The organism is Shewanella sp. NFH-SH190041 (assembly GCF_024363255.1).
In the GTDB taxonomy this organism is placed as follows: Bacteria; Pseudomonadota; Gammaproteobacteria; order Enterobacterales; family Shewanellaceae; genus Shewanella.
Map to the genome: position 1 here is coordinate 4089609 of NZ_AP026070.1, position 16875 is coordinate 4106483.

Below are 16875 nucleotides of genomic sequence, written 5' to 3' on the forward strand. Positions count from 1 at the left end.
AAGAGAAGCTATTTATGAAAACAAAAACAAGATCACCAATAAATAATAAACTGGGTTTAGGATCGTTAACCGCTTTGGTAATTGGTTCCATAATTGGTGCAGGTGTTTTCAGTCTACCGCAAAATATGGCCTCAGCGGCGAGTCCCTTAGCCGTTATCATTGGTTGGATTATCACAGGCTTTGGTATGATTTTTCTGGCGCTGACATTTCAACGCTTATGTATCACCAAACCTGAAATCAATACTGGTGTATTTGGTTATGCTAAAGAAGGATTTGGTGATCTAATCGGTTTTTTTTCAGCGTGGGGATACTGGCTTTGCGCCGTGATCGCCAACGTGTCTTATTTAGTGATTATATTCAGTACGCTGGGACTTTTTTTTGATACCAGCCACCATATTATTTTTGGTGAAGGAAATAATCTGTTATCCATTACTCTGGCCTCCGTATATGTATGGATTATTCATTTTTTACTGTTAAAAGGGATTAAAACTGCATCAGTTATTAATATCATTACTACTATCGCCAAACTGATCCCCATAGGGATTTTTATTGTTGCAACCTTAATCGCTTTTAAAGCTAATACCTTCACTCTAGATTTAACCGGTGTACATTCACATACAGGAAAATCTTTAATGGAGCAGGTTAAAGATACTATGTTATTTACTGTATGGGTATTTATTGGTATCGAAGGTGCTGTCATTGTTTCTGGGCGAGCTAAAAATCAAAAAGCAGTAGGTATTGCAACTATTCTAGGATTATTGACTACTTTATCTATTTATGTACTAATTAGTTTGTTATCGATGGGAGTCATTAGTACCCCAGAGTTAGCAAACATGCAAAATCCTTCAACTGCAAAAATATTAGAACATATATTAGGTCCAGTAGGGCTGGTTATTATTGGGGTTGGTTTACTCATTTCTGTGTTAGGGGCATATTTAAGCTGGACATTATTAACTGTAGAGTCTCCATATATAGCAGCAAAAGAAAAAATGTTTCCAAAAATATTTGCTAAAGTAAATAAAAATGGAACATCTAAATATAGTTTGATAATCTCGACTTTATTTGTTCAGATAACTCTTATTCTAATAATATTCTTTGGTGGCACTTATAATAATTTATTAAATATTGCATCTGTTATGGTGCTAGTACCTTATTTATTAGTTGCTGCGTTTGCAGTGAAAGTTGGATTAAACACCAAAAGTAAAACAACAATATTTATTGGGAGTATCGGTACAATATATGGAATTTGGTTATTATATGCTGCAGGAATTCATAATTTATTCGTAGCCTGCTTACTTTATTTACCAGGAATTATATTTTTTATCTACACTAAATATGAATATGCAGATAAATGGTTTTATGGAAAGAATAGAATTATTATTTTTATACTTATAGCACTGGGCATTATTGGGCTATCGACTTCATATCAATAACGAATAAAGCCGGTGACGATTGCACCGGCTTTGGTTTATCAACTAGCGATTTAACACACTAGTAGTCAATACCACACCATTATTTTGATTGGCGCGCTTTGGCTTTAGATTTTCCGGCCTCTTGTGGCTTAGTACCAAACACAGGTTTAGCTCCGGGTCTTGGACTGCCCTTCCCGCCCCCCTTACCTTTACTTGTCGGTTGTGATTTTCCACCCTGTGAGACTTTATTTTTTGTCGCCGGTTTGCGCGCATCATGCTGGTTATCACTAAATCGAGTCGCGGCCTGTTGCCCCTTGCCCGCTTTAGCAACACTGGGGCGAGAGCCTTGATTCCCGTTAGTTTTATTCTGCCAGCCCTTATTGCCATGCCGACCTTCATTGCGCCCTTCAGCCGGGACTAGGCAGTCAGGTCCATTACCGATCAGATAGCTTTTACCCATCGCCTGCAAGGCCTCACGGATAATCAGCCAAGAGGCCGGATCATGGTAACGCAGCAAGGCTTTATGCAACCGGCGCTGCCGGCCTTTTTTCGGCACAGGCACAGGCTCGCTGTCATGTTTGATATTTTTCAGCGAGTTAAGCTCGGTATGATAAATCGCTGTGGCATTAGCCATTGGTGATGGATAAAAGTTTTGCACCTGATCCAATTTGAATTTATTCGCTTTTAACCACAGCGCTAAATTCACCATGTCTTCATCTTCCGTCCCCGGGTGGGCCGAGATGAAGTAGGGGATCAAATACTGTTGCTTACCGGCTTCTTTAGAGTATTGATCAAACAACTCTTTAAAACGGTAGTAGGTGCCCATGCCTGGCTTGAGCATTTTTGACAGCGGCCCTTCCTCGGTATGCTCAGGAGCAATTTTCAGATAGCCACCCACATGGTATTTGGCCAGCTCCCGTACATAACGGGGATCTTCAATCGCCAGATCGTAACGCACCCCTGAAGCGATCAGCACCTTCTTGATCCCCGGCATATCCCTTGCGGCGCGGTACAAGTCAATCACATGCTGATGATCTGTATTTAGATGCCCACAGATCCCGGGATACACACAGGACAATCGGCGGCAGGTCTGCTCAGCTTTTTCACTGCTACAACCCAGGCGGTACATATTGGCCGTCGGACCACCCAGATCTGAAATCACCCCGGTAAAACCGGGCACTTTTTCTTGGATCTCACGGATTTCCCGCAAAATAGATTCTTGGGATCGGCTCTGAATAATGCGGCCCTCATGCTCTGTAATCGAGCAAAAAGAGCAGCCCCCGAAACAGCCCCGCATAATATTGATCGAAGTTTTGATCATGTCATAGGCAGGGATCTTGGCCTTACCGTAAACAGGATGGGGGATCCGCTGATAGGGCAAATCAAAGACAGCATCCATTTCATCTGTGTTGAGCGGATAGGCTGGCGGGTTAACCCACACCGCCCGATCGCCATGACTTTGGTACAGCGCCCGGGCACAACCTGGGTTAGTTTCCTGATGCATCACCCGGGAAGCATGGGCATAGAGATATCTATCCTGGGAGACTTTTTCAAACCCCGGCAACATCACATAGGATTTTTTCCACGGCTTGGGTTTGGGCGGTTGTACCGTAATAGCTTTAGGCGCGTCGTTATCAAAAATCTTGTTATCCGTAGGCCCAGACAGATTCTGACAGCCAACATCATCGGCGCCATAAGGATTGGGAATAGGCTCGATTTTATGCAACTGATCCAGTTTGCGAGAATCCATCCCGCGCCACAGCGGTAACGGTTGTTTCACAATCACAGCCGTGCCCCGGACATCCTGCAGATTAGCCACGGGCTCACCGGCAGCTAATCTGTGGGCCACTTCTACCAGCGGACGTTCAGCATTGCCGTAAATCAGCATGTCGGCTTTAGCATCAAAAATCACACTGCGGCGAACTTTATCTGACCAGTAATCATAGTGAGCCAAACGGCGAAGACTCGCCTCAATGCCCCCCAACACCACAGGCACCTCTTTATAAGCTTCCTTACAGCGTTGAGTGTATACAGTAACAGCCCGATCCGGCCGCTTACCGCCTTCATTATTCGGGGTGTAGGCATCGTCATGCCGTAATTTGCGATCAGCTGTGTAGCGGTTGATCATTGAGTCCATATTGCCAGCCGTCACGCCGAAAAACAGATTCGGCTTGCCCAGCTGCATAAAATCAGCCTTACTGGACCAATCTGGCTGAGCAATAATTCCCACTCGGAAACCTTGGGCCTCTAGCAATCGACCAATAACGGCCATGCCGAAACTCGGGTGATCCACATAGGCATCGCCAGTCACAATAATGATGTCGCAGCTGTCCCAGCCAAGCTTATCCATTTCCTTTCTGGACATCGGCAGAAATGGCGCATGGCCATAGCACTCCGCCCAATATTTGGGATAGGTAAATAAAGTCGACTCTACCTGCATAACGCTACACCTGATGAAAGCAAATCACGCCGGAATCATGACAAAATCCGGCATTTAAAGGGGGCGGAGTATACCAGTTGCCGCCTGTCGGCGCGAATAAAAATCCACCGATGCTGTTGCCAGACGCCCGTTCTCTATCCGTTATAAATAGCCCATCGCGATGGTGAAATCACTCATAGCGAGCGATTCGCTCATCCCCTAAACTAAGTCCTAAACACTTTGGCGTAATCTGTGGCAAAAAACCAAATAAGGTGTGATAGCAAAAGTAAATGAGCATGACAGTATTTATCTATACTGAAAAATGACATGTATCAGAACGATTATCTTGGCAAACTTTGCGTTTTAGACCGCCCAAAAACCAGCTAATGACCATACTAAATGGTTTACAACATAAAACATGTGTTATTAATTTGTAACGCTGTTTTTTGTGCCTGAGCCCACGACATTTACTGCTGGGCAAGCATGACAGGTGGAACTCACCTCTGACGGCTGCGGGACGCTGACGCAGTAAGATTCCAGGGAGGACGCACATCAATGATGCATCCGCTCCAGCCAAAAAACCTATCGGGTACACGCTTATCAAGGTGCCACATGCTGCTGTGGCTTAGTAGCCTGTTTAGCGCTGCCAGCTATGCAACGCCCCAATCAACCAAAGATACAGCAACAACGTCTGTGACTGTGGGTACGATTAAGATCATCAATCATCCCATTTTTGATGAAGATGATCCCGATGCTTTTTTCCTGCACCGCTGGGCGAACTTTCTGCATATCAACACGCAAGAAAGTACCATTTTAGATAAACTCAGCTTTGCACCCGGCGATCAGGTCAATCAGCACACATTGGCAGAGGCTCAGCGGATTCTTAGAGCCCAACCTTACCTGCGTGACAGCCAAATCCAAATATTGCCAGATGCAGCAGGTAATACTGCCCACCAAGATGCCACCATTGAAGTCAAAACGTGGGATAACTGGTCGTTGTTACCGACCTTGAGTATTGGTCGCAGTGGTGGCAACAACCGCTTTTCATTTGGCATCAAAGAAGACAATCTGCTGGGTAAAGGCATACGCACCCGGCTGAAATACCAATCCAATGCTGACCGCACTGGCTATAAATTGGCATTTGATACCCCATTAAAATGGGTCCACCACGCCAGATTACAGGCGGAAATTCAAGACAATGATGATGGTCAGGCTCATCAATTGGCATTTGATAAACCCTTTTACACCCTGGATGGTAAACGAAAGTACCGGATTGAATATGCCGATAACAACCGCATTGATACCCTACGCCAAAATGGTGAGGAAACTGACAGCTTTCGCCATCGCTCCCAGTTTATTAATGCCAGCTATGGCTGGCTGCATCACACTGAGACGGATAGCATTCAACGCTTAATCACTGGGATAACTCAGGATCAGCATCTGTTTAGCCGTAATAATCAGGTACCTAATAGCACACTACCGCAGGATCGTCGCTTTCTCTACCCTTGGTTAGCTTGGGAATATATCGAAGATGATTTTAAGGTGCTCAACAATGTTCATCTCATCAATTACAACGAGGACTTTAATCTAGGTTGGCAACACTACGTTCAATTAGGAGTGGAAACCCGGGATATTCACCATAGCCCTGGCTATCACCTGCAATGGTACTCCAGTCGGGGCTATCATGATGACAACCTGATCCTCTTACTCAGTCTGGCGGGAAAATCTGTACTTAATACCCAGCAGAAAAATTTTTACCGGCTCGATCTTAGCTCTGAGCTATTTTATCAACTCACCCCAAAGTGGACCCTGTACCAGCGACTACAGTTAGCTAGCAGTAAAAATAACTATTTGGATCAGCCTTTTTCACTTGGCGACAGCACAGGGATCCGCGGTTATCCGGATGGCTATCAGCAAGGCGATCAACAGTGGCAGCTGACAGGTGAAGTGCGCAATTACCCCAATATCAACCTGTATCAATTGGCTGAGCTGGGTTGGGCTGTATTTGCTGATATCGGCCGGGCGTTTGGTGACAACGCCGACACTAACGTCATCAAAGGAGCTATTGGCAGTATCGGGATTGGCGCGCGTATTTATTCATCTCGGTCAAGTTATGGCAATGTTGCCCATATTGACCTTAGTGTACCGCTGAATAAAGGCCCAGGACTGGATAATTGGGAGTGGCGGTTTGAGGTAAGAAATCGCTTTTGACCCCTGATATGCATACATCATATAAAGCCGAATTTGACATAGCGATTAATTATAATGTTGCAAAATTGTGAGACATAGCGCAAAAAATTCGCTATGTTGGTGTTAGGGCGCAGAATACAACCCCTCCATGATGGAGCGACACCTCAGCCCACTGGACCTCCGGGAACAGCTGTTCTATGCACGGCTGAATCGGGGATCACAGTGTTGAGATGCCGCTTACTAGAGCTTGATATCCCGCGGCCTTTTCCGTCCGGCATTTTCCCACTATCTCGGACATAATAAAGCCGCCTTCTGGCGGTTTTATTATGTCTACATCATTATTCCGCTAGGGTTAAAAACAAAAAAACCGCATTCCTTTCGGAATGCGGTTTTCTCAAAATTTAGTGAGTTGGCCGATAAGCCGGGTCTTGTCTTGGACAGTCATTCATCTAGGCCTGCAATTGCTCACAGGCTCGAGCGATCTACCCGGTTCCAACGCGAGCCGCGCATTAGCTTACCGAAATAAGCCGTGGAACCCTATTTGATCTTGCTCCGGGTGGAGTTTACCGTGCCACGAACTGTTACCAGCCGCGCGGTGCGCTCTTACCGCACCCTTTCACCCTTACCGGCCCGAAGGCAGGCGGTCTACTCTCTGTTGCACTGGTCGTCGGCTCACGCCGCCCAGGCGTTACCTGGCACCCTGCTCTATGGAGCCCGGACTTTCCTCCCCGCTCTTACGAGCGCAGCGACTGTCTGGCCAACTCGGCAGCGATTATACCCAAGGGGACGGTGCAAACCAACTAAAAAAAACCGCTCAACCGGTTAATCGCTTAAAGCCCAGCCTCTAAACCGTGTTTATACAGGGCATTCTTCTTCAAACCGTGGATCTGGGCGGCCAATGCAGCGGCCTTTTTCAGTGGCAATTCCTGACACAACAAGGTCAAAGTGGTCACCGCCACAGCAGGGATTTGTTCTTCCCCTTCTGCTGCTCGGTATCCATGACACATCAGAACAATTTCACCTTTTTGCTGATTATCGTCAGCCATTACCCGGGCTAACACCTCGGCAGCAGTGCCTGTAAGAAAGGTTTCAAAGGTTTTCGTCACTTCCCGCGCCATCACAATCTGCCGGTCAGCCCCCAAAACTTGAGCGATAGCCTCTAGGCTATACACAATCCGGTGAGGGGACTCATAGAAGATCAGAGTGCGGGGATCTTCTTTCATTTCAGCCAACTTATCGAGCCGGGCTTTTTCTTTTGCCGGTAAAAAACCTTCAAATGAAAAACGATCTGATGGTAAACCAGAAGCGCTAAGGGCGGTAATCGCAGCACAAGGGCCCGGCAAAGGCACCACATCATACCCTTGAGCCCGCACATGGGTGACAAGATGATAACCAGGATCAGAAATCAGGGGCGTTCCAGCATCAGAGATCAAGGCAATCGCCTGACCAGCAGCAAGCTGTTCCACCACCCACTGCGCGCGGGCACGCTCATTATGATCGTGCAGCGCGGTAGTGCGGGTACTGATACCGAAATGGCTCAACAGTTTGCCGCTGTGACGGGTATCCTCACAGGCGATAAGTGCCACCTGCTCCAGCACCTCAACCGCCCGAGGGCTCAGATCCTGCAAATTTCCAATTGGGGTGGGAACAATATAAAGCGCGACCGGAAGGGTCATAATTACCTCTGTGATGACTCATGCTCAGTGCATTGCTGTCATTTTCACAACAGTAAACTGAACGATTAAAAATGCATGACAGCCAATGCTGCCACCTGCCATCCGCCAGCAATGCACTGAGCAGGCTCAGGTTGGCCCGCTTCTCTAGTCACATTCTGGGGCGGATTGGTATAAACTACAGCCAGCATTTTATCAGAGTGAAGCCAAGTGTTGAAAAGCCTGAAAACAATTAAGTTTATTCCTGCAGCCATTTTAGCGGCAATCCTTGCAGGATGCGCCAGCGCACCCAAACCGGTACATTACCCTGATACCGTCGTATCTCTTGCAGATGCTAGCCAAACCCCGGGGTGGTATCTCTCTAAAATTACCTCGGTTTTATCTATTCAGGCACAGCAGAGTTACACCCTGCTCGCAGCACATGCGTATTTAAATCAGGGCGACTACAGCAGTGCAGATAAATTACTGCAGGCCTTAAATGGTAAGCTCAAAACACCGCAGCTACAGGCCGAATACGCTTATCTTAGTGCACTGTCTTTGAAGCAACAATCCAAGCCTAATGAAGCCCTTAACGCATTATCTTATCCAACAGCATGGGAGCTGCCCGACTGGCAATGGCGTAACTATTACAGCCTGAAAGCCAAATTATACGAACAGTTACAGAAGCCTATTGATGAGGTTCGACAGCTCAGCCTGTTAGAAAACTATCTGCAACCCGGACATCGCACTGAATTGAATGACACTATCTGGCATGCGCTTGAGCCTATCGATGAAGCGACGCTAGAACCTTACGTCAATACTCAGAATAACCCAACCTTTGCAGGCTGGATGCAATTGGCTTATATCGCTAAACATTATGCGATTGCCCCGAATGAACTGGTGAAATATTTAGGTCAATGGCAACAACAAAATCCATCACACCCGGGTGCCATCAAGCTCCCGACTGATCTGGAAAAAGCGCTCAGCGCCAAACCATATCGCCCGGAGCAAATTGCCGTATTGTTGCCGCTGACAGGCCCTCGGGCTATTGTTGCCAACCCGATAAAGCAGGGAATACTAAGCAACTATCTCGCCTCTGGTAATAATCAGATTACTATCAATTTTTATGATACCGCTAAGAATGTCACGTTAGCCTATCAACAGGCGCAAGCTGCTGGCGCTGAATTTATCCTGGGCCCCTTGCTACCCAGCAATGTGGATAAACTACAAACATATTTGGCTCAACCCGCACAGCAGGGTCATGATATTCCGCAGTTATTTTTGAACCAGACAGATAGCTTCACACCCAAAGCCGATCTCTTTTACTTTGCGCTCTCACCATCGCAAGAAGCCTCAGATGCAGCACAAAAGATGTATCAAGATGGGATCCGTACCCCTCTGCTTTTGGTCAGCAGTGATAGCACTGGCAGACGGATGGCTGACGCATTCAATCTAGCTTGGCAGCAATTGACCGGAAAAGACGCCGAAGTACATTACTATCAAAATGGCGACAAAATGAGTCTGGCAGTTAAAGAAGCCCTCGGCGTTAAAGACAGTCAAGCCCGAATTGCTCGAATGAAAGCGCTGATCGGCCCACAATTAAAGGCCGATTTCCGCTCTAGACGGGATATTGATGCTATTTATATGATTGCCGGCGATACCGATTTACCCCTGCTAAAACCGTTTATTGATGTTAATTTCAGTGTCTTTGCTCAACCGGTCCCACTGTACACCACCAGTCGTAGTCGACTGGAGCAAGATACCAGTCAAACCGCCGTGGAGCTGAACAATATCACGATCAGTGATAGCCCGTGGTTAATGCGCCCAACAGAGGAAAATCAAGAAGTCAGCAAGCTGTGGCCCAACTGGAACAACAGGCAAAAACGCCTTTATACCATGGGATATGATGCGCTGGATCTCGTTAGCCGCTTAGCACAAATGCGTGCTTTCCCAGGGTATCAATTCCAAGGCCGCAGTGGCACGCTATCTGCGACGGCTTATGGGGTGATTGACCGTCATCTAAGTTGGGGTAAATACCAAAGAGGTCGGCTAAAACCACTATGAGTAGTGGCCACCAGGCTGAATTAATCGCCAAGGACTATTTGCAAAAACAGGGGCTGACTTGGGTCGCATCTAATGTCAGCTACCCCTTTGGCGAGCTAGATATCATCATGCAAGAGCATGATGCTTGGGTGTTTGTTGAAGTAAAATACCGAGCAACACAACACTTTGGTGGCGCGATCTCAGCCATTAGTAACAAAAAAATAGCCAGACTGCGAAAAGCAGCAGCATATTATCTGCAACAACACCAGATCAACGCACCATGCCGGTTTGATTTACTGGCGATTGAAGGCAGCGAGATACACTGGCTGAAAAATATTTTTTGAATTGTATGTGACCGATGATAGTGTCGCAGGAATTTTATCATCACGGCCTCAACTCCCCGGATGGAATGTGGCATGATTACAACTCGTTAGAGAGAAAGGGTTCATCCATGTTAGAACGAATTAAAGACACCTTTACCGAATCTATTCAAACCAAAATAGATGCGGCTGAAGCCCTGCCGGATGCCATTGCTAAAGCTGCGGAAATGATGGTTCATTGTTTACTGGGCGGCAATAAAATTTTGGCTTGTGGCAACGGTGGCAGCGCCGGGGATGCCCAGCATTTTTCTGCCGAGCTGCTAAACCGCTTTGAAGTTGAACGCCCACCACTGCCAGCCATTGCCCTCACAACTGACACATCAACAATCACGGCCATTGCTAATGACTATAGCTATGATGAGATTTTCTCTAAGCAGATCCTCGCACTGGGCCAGCCTGGCGATATTCTGCTGGCTATCTCTACCAGTGGTAACTCAGGCAACGTAATTAAGGCAATGGAAGCCGCTTTAAGCCGGGATATGACCATTGTCGCACTGACTGGTAAAGATGGTGGCGCTATGGCAGGACTACTGGGTGCTAACGATGTCGAAATTCGTGTGCCATCTAATGTTACTGCTCGCATCCAAGAAGTACACCTGCTGGTGATCCACTGCCTGTGCGACAACATTGACCGCACCTTGTTCCCACAGGATGAACAGGCATGATTAAACTGCTCCCACTGCTACTGGCACTGAATCTGCTGTCCGGCTGCGCCGGTGTTGTGGCTGTGGGCGCAGTAGGCGGCACCGTCATGGCCAATGATGAGCGCAGTCTGCGTACTCAACTGGATGATACTAATGCTGATTTTGAGATTGCTAGTGCATTGTCCGCTCATCAGGACCTGAAAAATCAAACGAATATTACCGGTGTAGTGATGAACGGTAATACGCTATTGATTGGTCAAGCTCCTAATTCCATGTTACGGGATAAAGCAATACGAGTCGTCAAGCAATTGAAACTCGGTGGGAAATTGCATAATCAAATCAGAATAGGTAACCCTACCTCCTTCACAACCCGCAGCAACGACGCTTGGATCACCACTAAGGTAAAGGGGCGAATGTTGCATCAAGATGGTTTGGATATCTCTAAAATCAAAGTTATTACTGAAAATGGAGAAGTCTTCCTCCTCGGCCTAGTAAACCGACAGGAAGCAAACCAGGCGGTTGAGGTGACCCGTAATACCGCCGGGGTAAGAAAAGTTATCAAAGTTTTTGAGTATACCGATTAAACAGCACTTACCGTCAGTGACTTGGTACCGCAGGCACTGCGCTGCGCAATAGCTTAATTAACGCAGGCAATATCAGCGATGGCAACACCACTAAAGCCGCACCTAGCCAAGTCAGGCTATCCAGCCACTCATCAAATAACAGCCACCCGAAGAACACTATGAACAATAAGCCAGTATATTCCGCAATGGCGATATCACTGGCCTGCGCTTGACGGTACGCTAGGACACACAACCAATGGTAAGCTAATAAAAAAGCATTACTCGCAATAGCAACAACCAAGACCTGCCAAGAAAAACCAGCAAAGCCCTGATAAGCGGCAATCAACACAGCTAAAGGGATCCCAAGCAGGTTATACATGATTAAGGGCATGATAGGGTGCTCGGTATCAGGCAATTTTTTTAACGCCATCTGATTAATGGCAAAGGTAAACGCACTGAAAAGTACAATAATCCCAGCAATATTCAGCTCTCCGGGGCGCAAGATAATCATAATACCCAAAAATCCCAACAAGGCACATATCCACTGCACCTTAGTTACTTTCTCTTTCAGCAGAAAAAAGCCCAATAACATAATCATCAATGGCGCAGAATAAAACAGCGAGCTCACTGTCGCTAAGGGCATAACCATCAGCCCCATCACCAAGCTCAGCGCCCCAACGACCCCAATATTGGCTCGAGCCGCATGCACTTTAAATGTGACAGGACGTGGACGGCCAGCACATAGCCAAAAGGGCAATAACATCAACACTGAAGTGACTTGCCGCAGCATCAAATAACTCGCGGCATTGGCATCATCAGGAAGCCATTTCACCGAAACATCATACCAGGCACTGAAAAAATTACCGCCAATCAGCAGTAACAAGCCAATCATTACATTTTTCTGCATTTCTCACTCGGAATCGCTCTCTTTAGCAGCATGATAAAATCCACATAACACAAATTAAAATGATGTTTTCTTATTCAACATGAATTAAATTCATCACATTAACTTTATGAATACTTATTATGCGCAAACTGCCCCCCCTGAGATCCCTGCAAGTTTTTGAAGCAGCAGCAAGACTGCAGCATTTTTCCCGTGCGGGAGAAGAATTGTGTATCTCACAAAGTGCGGTTTCGCACCAAATTCGGCAGTTAGAAGAATATTTTGAAACACCGCTCTTTCAACGCAAAAGCAAACAATTACAACTGTCTGATAAAGGTAGACTTTTAGCTGAGGAGTTACACGGTAGCCTGAATCATTTAGCAGAATTGTGCCAACAGATAAAAGGCGAAAAAAGACATGAAATCCGGTTAGCGCTCTACAGTTCTTTTGCAGTGAAATGGCTTATTCCCCGGTTGAGTGATTTCCGCCGCCAAAATCCGCTGATTAAAATCAGATTAGAAATGATGAGCCAAGATCCTGAGCTATCAGAAACGGTAGCTGATATCTTTATTACCGGTCGCACAGCGCCAAAAGGATATTGGCACCATACCTTGCACCAAGAGCGTCTCATTGCCGTCTGCGCCCCCCATCTGCTACCACAACATCTTGCCGCCACCACAGAGGTATTTCAGCAACAGACCTTACTGGCTGTCGATGAAGGGCCTATCGGAATAGATTGGCAGCGCTGGAGTGAAACTAATGACATGCCGCTATCAGACACCCAATCAATTCAAGTCTTCAGCCATATGTTGTTAGCCATGGAGGCGGCTATTGCCGGACTTGGTATCGCATTGGTTTCAGATTTTATCGTGCAAGGAGATATTGATAATGGCAGGCTGATAGCCTTAGAGTGGCCTGATATTCATACTGGTTTCCAATTTAACCTCTGCTGTAAGTCACGCCGTCGTAACGAGGCAGATATCCACGCCTTCACCCAGTGGTTAATTAATCAAGCCGAAGCGCTATAACCAGTAATACTTGTCCCTAAGCTTATTACGTCCATTATTTGTGGGGAACTCAGCAATGCATAAACGAAAAAAGCCCGTTGCATTAGCAACGGGCTTTTTCGCTTCTCTTACGAGAAAAATTAGGCACTTGGCAATGACCTACTCTCACATGGGGAAGCCCCACACTACCATCGGCGCGACTGCGTTTCACTTCTGAGTTCGGAATGGGATCAGGTGGGACCACAGTGCTATTGTCACCAAGTAATTCTGTTACTGCTATTTAGTGCCTAGCAGTGAAAATGGTGCTGATACCCAGAATCGAACTGGGGACCTCATCCTTACCAAGGATGCGCTCTACCGACTGAGCCATATCAGCAAAATTGGGCGCTTGGCGATGACCTACTCTCACATGGGGAAACCCCACACTACCATCGGCGCGACTGCGTTTCACTTCTGAGTTCGGAATGGGATCAGGTGGGACCACAGTGCTATTGTCACCAAGCAAATTCGTTAATTCGGAAAGCTGTACAAAAAATATGGTGGTCGCTACTGGGCTCGAACCAGTGACCCCCTCCTTGTAAGGGAGGTGCTCTCCCAGCTGAGCTAAGCGACCTGGGATTCTTTTCGCTTTGAGTTCAAAACTTCAATCAAGTCTTGATTATTCTATCAAGGTTTCCAACAAAACCCTTTTGGGTTGTATGGTTAAGCCTCTCGGGTCATTAGTACAGGTTAGCTCAACGCCTCACAACGCTTACACACCCTGCCTATCAACGTCCTAGTCTCGGACGGCCCTTCAGTAGACTCTAGGTCTAAGGGATGACTCATCTTGGGGCTCGCTTCCCGCTTAGATGCTTTCAGCGGTTATCGATTCCGAACGTAGCTACCGGGCAATGCCATTGGCATGACAACCCGAACACCAGCGGTTCGTCCACTCCGGTCCTCTCGTACTAGGAGCAGCTCCCCTCAATCATCCAACGCCCACGGCAGATAGGGACCGAACTGTCTCACGACGTTCTGAACCCAGCTCGCGTACCACTTTAAATGGCGAACAGCCATACCCTTGGGACCGACTTCAGCCCCAGGATGTGATGAGCCGACATCGAGGTGCCAAACACCGCCGTCGATATGAACTCTTGGGCGGTATCAGCCTGTTATCCCCGGAGTACCTTTTATCCGTTGAGCGATGGCCCTTCCATTCAGAACCACCGGATCACTATGACCTACTTTCGTACCTGCTCGACGTGTCTGTCTCGCAGTTAAGCTGGCTTATGCCATTGCACTAACCGTACGATGTCCGACCGTACTTAGCCAACCTTCGTGCTCCTCCGTTACTCTTTGGGAGGAGACCGCCCCAGTCAAACTACCCACCAGGCACTGTCCTCAACCCCGATTCAGGGGCCAGAGTTAGAACATCAACACTACAAGGGTGGTATTTCAAGGTTGACTCCACGATGACTGGCGTCACCGCTTCAAAGTCTCCCACCTATCCTACACATGTAGGGTCAATGTTCAGTGCCAAGCTATAGTAAAGGTTCACGGGGTCTTTCCGTCTAGCCGCGGGTATACGGCATCTTCACCGCAATTTCAACTTCACTGAGTCTCGGCTGGAGACAGCGTGGCCATCATTACGCCATTCGTGCAGGTCGGAACTTACCCGACAAGGAATTTCGCTACCTTAGGACCGTTATAGTTACGGCCGCCGTTTACCGGGGCTTCGATCATGAGCTTCTCCGAAGATAACCCAATCAATTAACCTTCCGGCACCGGGCAGGCGTCACACCGTATACTTCCTCTTGCGAGTTCGCACAGTGCTGTGTTTTTGATAAACAGTTGCAGCCACCTGGTATCTGCGACTCCCGTCAGCTTAGAGAGCAAGTCTCATCACCAACAGGAGCGTACCTTCTCCCGAAGTTACGGTACCATTTTGCCTAGTTCCTTCAGCCGAGTTCTCTCAAGCGCCTTGGTATTCTCTACCCGACCACCTGTGTCGGTTTGGGGTACGATTCCTACTAACCTGAAGCTTAGAAGATTTTCCTGGAAGCATGGCATCAACCACTTCAGTGCCGTAGCACCTCGTCATCAATTCTCAGCATTATGTGTCCGGATTTGCCTAAACACACTGCCTACCATCTTAAACACGGACAACCAACGCCGTGCTGGCCTAGCCTTCTCCGTCTCTCCATCGCAGTTAGCAGAAGTACGGGAATATTAACCCGTTTCCCATCGACTACGCCTTTCGGCCTCGCCTTAGGGGTCGACTCACCCTGCCCCGATTAACGTTGGACAGGAACCCTTGGTCTTTCGGCGAGGGAGTTTTTCACTCCCTTTATCGTTACTCATGTCAGCATTCGCACTTCTGATACGTCCACGGTGCCTTACGGCTTCCGCTTCAACCGCTTACAGAACGCTCCTCTACCGCACTAGCACAAGTGCTAGTACCCATAGCTTCGGTGTATTGCTTAGCCCCGTTACATCTTCCGCGCAGGCCGACTCGACTAGTGAGCTATTACGCTTTCTTTAAATGATGGCTGCTTCTAAGCCAACATCCTAGCTGTCTAAGCCTTCCCACATCGTTTCCCACTTAGCAATAACTTTGGGACCTTAGCTGATGGTCTGGGTTGTTTCCCTTTTGACAACGGACGTTAGCACCCGCTGTCTGTCTCCCGCATAGTACTCATTGGTATTCGGAGTTTGCAAAGGGTTGGTAAGTCGGGATGACCCCCTAGCCTTAACAGTGCTCTACCCCCAATGGTATTCGTGCGAGGCGCTACCTAAATAGCTTTCGAGGAGAACCAGATATCTCCCGGTTTGATTGGCCTTTCACCCCCAGCCACAAGTCATCCGCTAATTTTTCAACATTAGTCGGTTCGGTCCTCCAGTTGATGTTACTCAACCTTCAACCTGCCCATGGCTAGATCACCGGGTTTCGGGTCTACACCTAGCAACTAAACGCGCAGTTAACACTCGGTTTCCCTACGGCTCCGCTATTCGCTTAACCTCGCTACTAAATGTAAGTCGCTGACCCATTATACAAAAGGTACGCAGTCACGGTCTCAAGAACCGCTCCCACTGCTTGTACGTATACGGTTTCAGGTTCTATTTCACTCCCCTCACAGGGGTTCTTTTCGCCTTTCCCTCACGGTACTGGTTCACTATCGGTCAGTCAGGAGTATTTAGCCTTGGAGGATGGTCCCCCCATGTTCAGACAACATATCACGTGTGCCGCCTTACTCGATTTCATCTTCAGTTAGTTTTCGTGTACGGGACTATCACCCTGTACCGTTAAGCTTTCCAACTTATTCCACTAACACCCTGAAGACTTAAGGGCTGGTCCCCGTTCGCTCGCCGCTACTTGGGGAATCTCGGTTGATTTCTTTTCCTAAGGGTACTTAGATGTTTCAGTTCCCCTCGTTCGCCTCATATACCTATGTATTCAGTATATGATGACACCTTATGGTGCCGGGTTTCCCCATTCGGACATCTGTGCCTCAAGTGCCTTTTATCGGCTAAGCACAGCTTTTCGCAGATTAACACGTCCTTCATCGCCTCTGACTGCCAAGGCATCCACCGTATACGCTTAGTCGCTTAACCATACAACCCAAATGAGTTTCATTCAGGTTGCATTGCAACTTGCTGGTTTGATAATTGTAATTCTTTCGAATCACAACGCCTTGATTAGAAT

10 protein-coding genes, 2 tRNA genes, 3 rRNA genes and 1 other RNA gene are annotated in these 16875 nt (G+C 47.5%); 7 read left to right on the forward strand and 9 right to left on the reverse strand.

Annotated features, from left to right (window positions below; all coding sequences use genetic code 11):
* Positions 1–14: 14 nt before the first annotated feature.
* Complete coding sequence (locus NFHSH190041_RS18230; protein WP_261923128.1) at positions 15–1433, forward strand: basic amino acid/polyamine antiporter; 1419 nt, start codon at positions 15–17, stop codon at positions 1431–1433.
* Positions 1434–1512: 79 nt separating this feature from the next.
* Here NFHSH190041_RS18230 and NFHSH190041_RS18235 read toward each other — a convergent pair whose 3' ends face one another.
* Positions 1513–3852 (reverse strand): YgiQ family radical SAM protein, encoded by a 2340-nt coding sequence (locus tag NFHSH190041_RS18235; protein ID WP_261923129.1) that lies wholly within the window; start codon positions 3850–3852, stop codon positions 1513–1515.
* Between the two features lie 591 nt (positions 3853–4443).
* Here NFHSH190041_RS18235 and NFHSH190041_RS18240 point away from each other — a divergent pair.
* Positions 4444–6042 carry a hypothetical protein gene (locus tag NFHSH190041_RS18240; RefSeq protein ID WP_261923130.1) on the forward strand — a complete coding sequence of 533 codons (1599 nt, stop codon included), beginning with the start codon at positions 4444–4446 and terminating at the stop codon, positions 6040–6042.
* A 380-nt stretch (positions 6043–6422) separates the two neighbouring features.
* On the opposite strand, the gene rnpB is transcribed toward NFHSH190041_RS18240, so the two are convergent.
* Both rnpB and rsmI read right to left on the reverse strand, forming a co-directional pair.
* Positions 6423–6786, reverse strand: an RNA gene (gene rnpB / locus NFHSH190041_RS18245) — RNase P RNA component class A.
* A 65-nt stretch (positions 6787–6851) separates the two neighbouring features.
* Positions 6852–7697: a 16S rRNA (cytidine(1402)-2'-O)-methyltransferase gene (gene rsmI, locus NFHSH190041_RS18250; protein WP_261923131.1), complete on the reverse strand. Its 846-nt coding sequence runs from the start codon at positions 7695–7697 to the stop codon at positions 6852–6854.
* Between the two features lie 207 nt (positions 7698–7904).
* Here rsmI and NFHSH190041_RS18255 point away from each other — a divergent pair, with 207 nt between their 5' ends.
* From NFHSH190041_RS18255 to NFHSH190041_RS18270, 4 genes are all read left to right on the forward strand, one after another.
* On the forward strand, positions 7905–9737 hold the full coding sequence (locus tag NFHSH190041_RS18255; RefSeq protein ID WP_261923132.1) for a penicillin-binding protein activator: 1833 nt from the start codon (positions 7905–7907) through the stop codon (positions 9735–9737).
* A complete protein-coding gene (locus NFHSH190041_RS18260) occupies positions 9734–10060 on the forward strand; it encodes a YraN family protein (RefSeq protein WP_261923133.1) in 327 nt (108 codons plus the stop codon). Before NFHSH190041_RS18255 ends, NFHSH190041_RS18260 begins: the two co-directional genes overlap by 4 nt.
* 107 nt (positions 10061–10167) lie before the next feature.
* Positions 10168–10761, forward strand: coding sequence for a phosphoheptose isomerase (locus NFHSH190041_RS18265; protein ID WP_261923134.1), 594 nt, complete (start codon positions 10168–10170; stop codon positions 10759–10761).
* Positions 10758–11324 carry a BON domain-containing protein gene (locus NFHSH190041_RS18270; protein ID WP_261923135.1) on the forward strand — a complete coding sequence of 189 codons (567 nt, stop codon included), beginning with the start codon at positions 10758–10760 and terminating at the stop codon, positions 11322–11324. Before NFHSH190041_RS18265 ends, NFHSH190041_RS18270 begins: the two co-directional genes overlap by 4 nt.
* A 13-nt stretch (positions 11325–11337) precedes the next feature.
* On the opposite strand, the gene NFHSH190041_RS18275 is transcribed toward NFHSH190041_RS18270, so the two are convergent.
* A complete protein-coding gene (locus NFHSH190041_RS18275; protein ID WP_261923136.1) occupies positions 11338–12210 on the reverse strand; it encodes a DMT family transporter in 873 nt (290 codons plus the stop codon).
* A 119-nt stretch (positions 12211–12329) separates the two neighbouring features.
* Between NFHSH190041_RS18275 and NFHSH190041_RS18280 the strand changes: the two genes are divergently transcribed.
* Positions 12330–13214: a LysR substrate-binding domain-containing protein gene (locus NFHSH190041_RS18280; protein ID WP_261923137.1), complete on the forward strand. Its 885-nt coding sequence runs from the start codon at positions 12330–12332 to the stop codon at positions 13212–13214.
* 125 nt (positions 13215–13339) lie between these two features.
* On the opposite strand, the gene rrf (NFHSH190041_RS18285) is transcribed toward NFHSH190041_RS18280, so the two are convergent.
* From rrf (NFHSH190041_RS18285) to NFHSH190041_RS18305, 5 genes are all read right to left on the reverse strand, one after another.
* Positions 13340–13455 (reverse strand): 5S ribosomal RNA (rrf, locus tag NFHSH190041_RS18285).
* 38 nt (positions 13456–13493) lie between these two features.
* Positions 13494–13569: transfer RNA gene (locus NFHSH190041_RS18290), tRNA-Thr, on the reverse strand.
* Between the two features lie 10 nt (positions 13570–13579).
* Positions 13580–13695, reverse strand: a 5S ribosomal RNA gene (gene rrf, locus NFHSH190041_RS18295).
* A gap of 35 nt (positions 13696–13730) precedes the next feature.
* Positions 13731–13806 (reverse strand) — tRNA-Val (locus tag NFHSH190041_RS18300).
* An 85-nt stretch (positions 13807–13891) separates the two neighbouring features.
* Positions 13892–16784, reverse strand: a 23S ribosomal RNA gene (locus NFHSH190041_RS18305).
* Positions 16785–16875 lie beyond the last annotated feature (91 nt).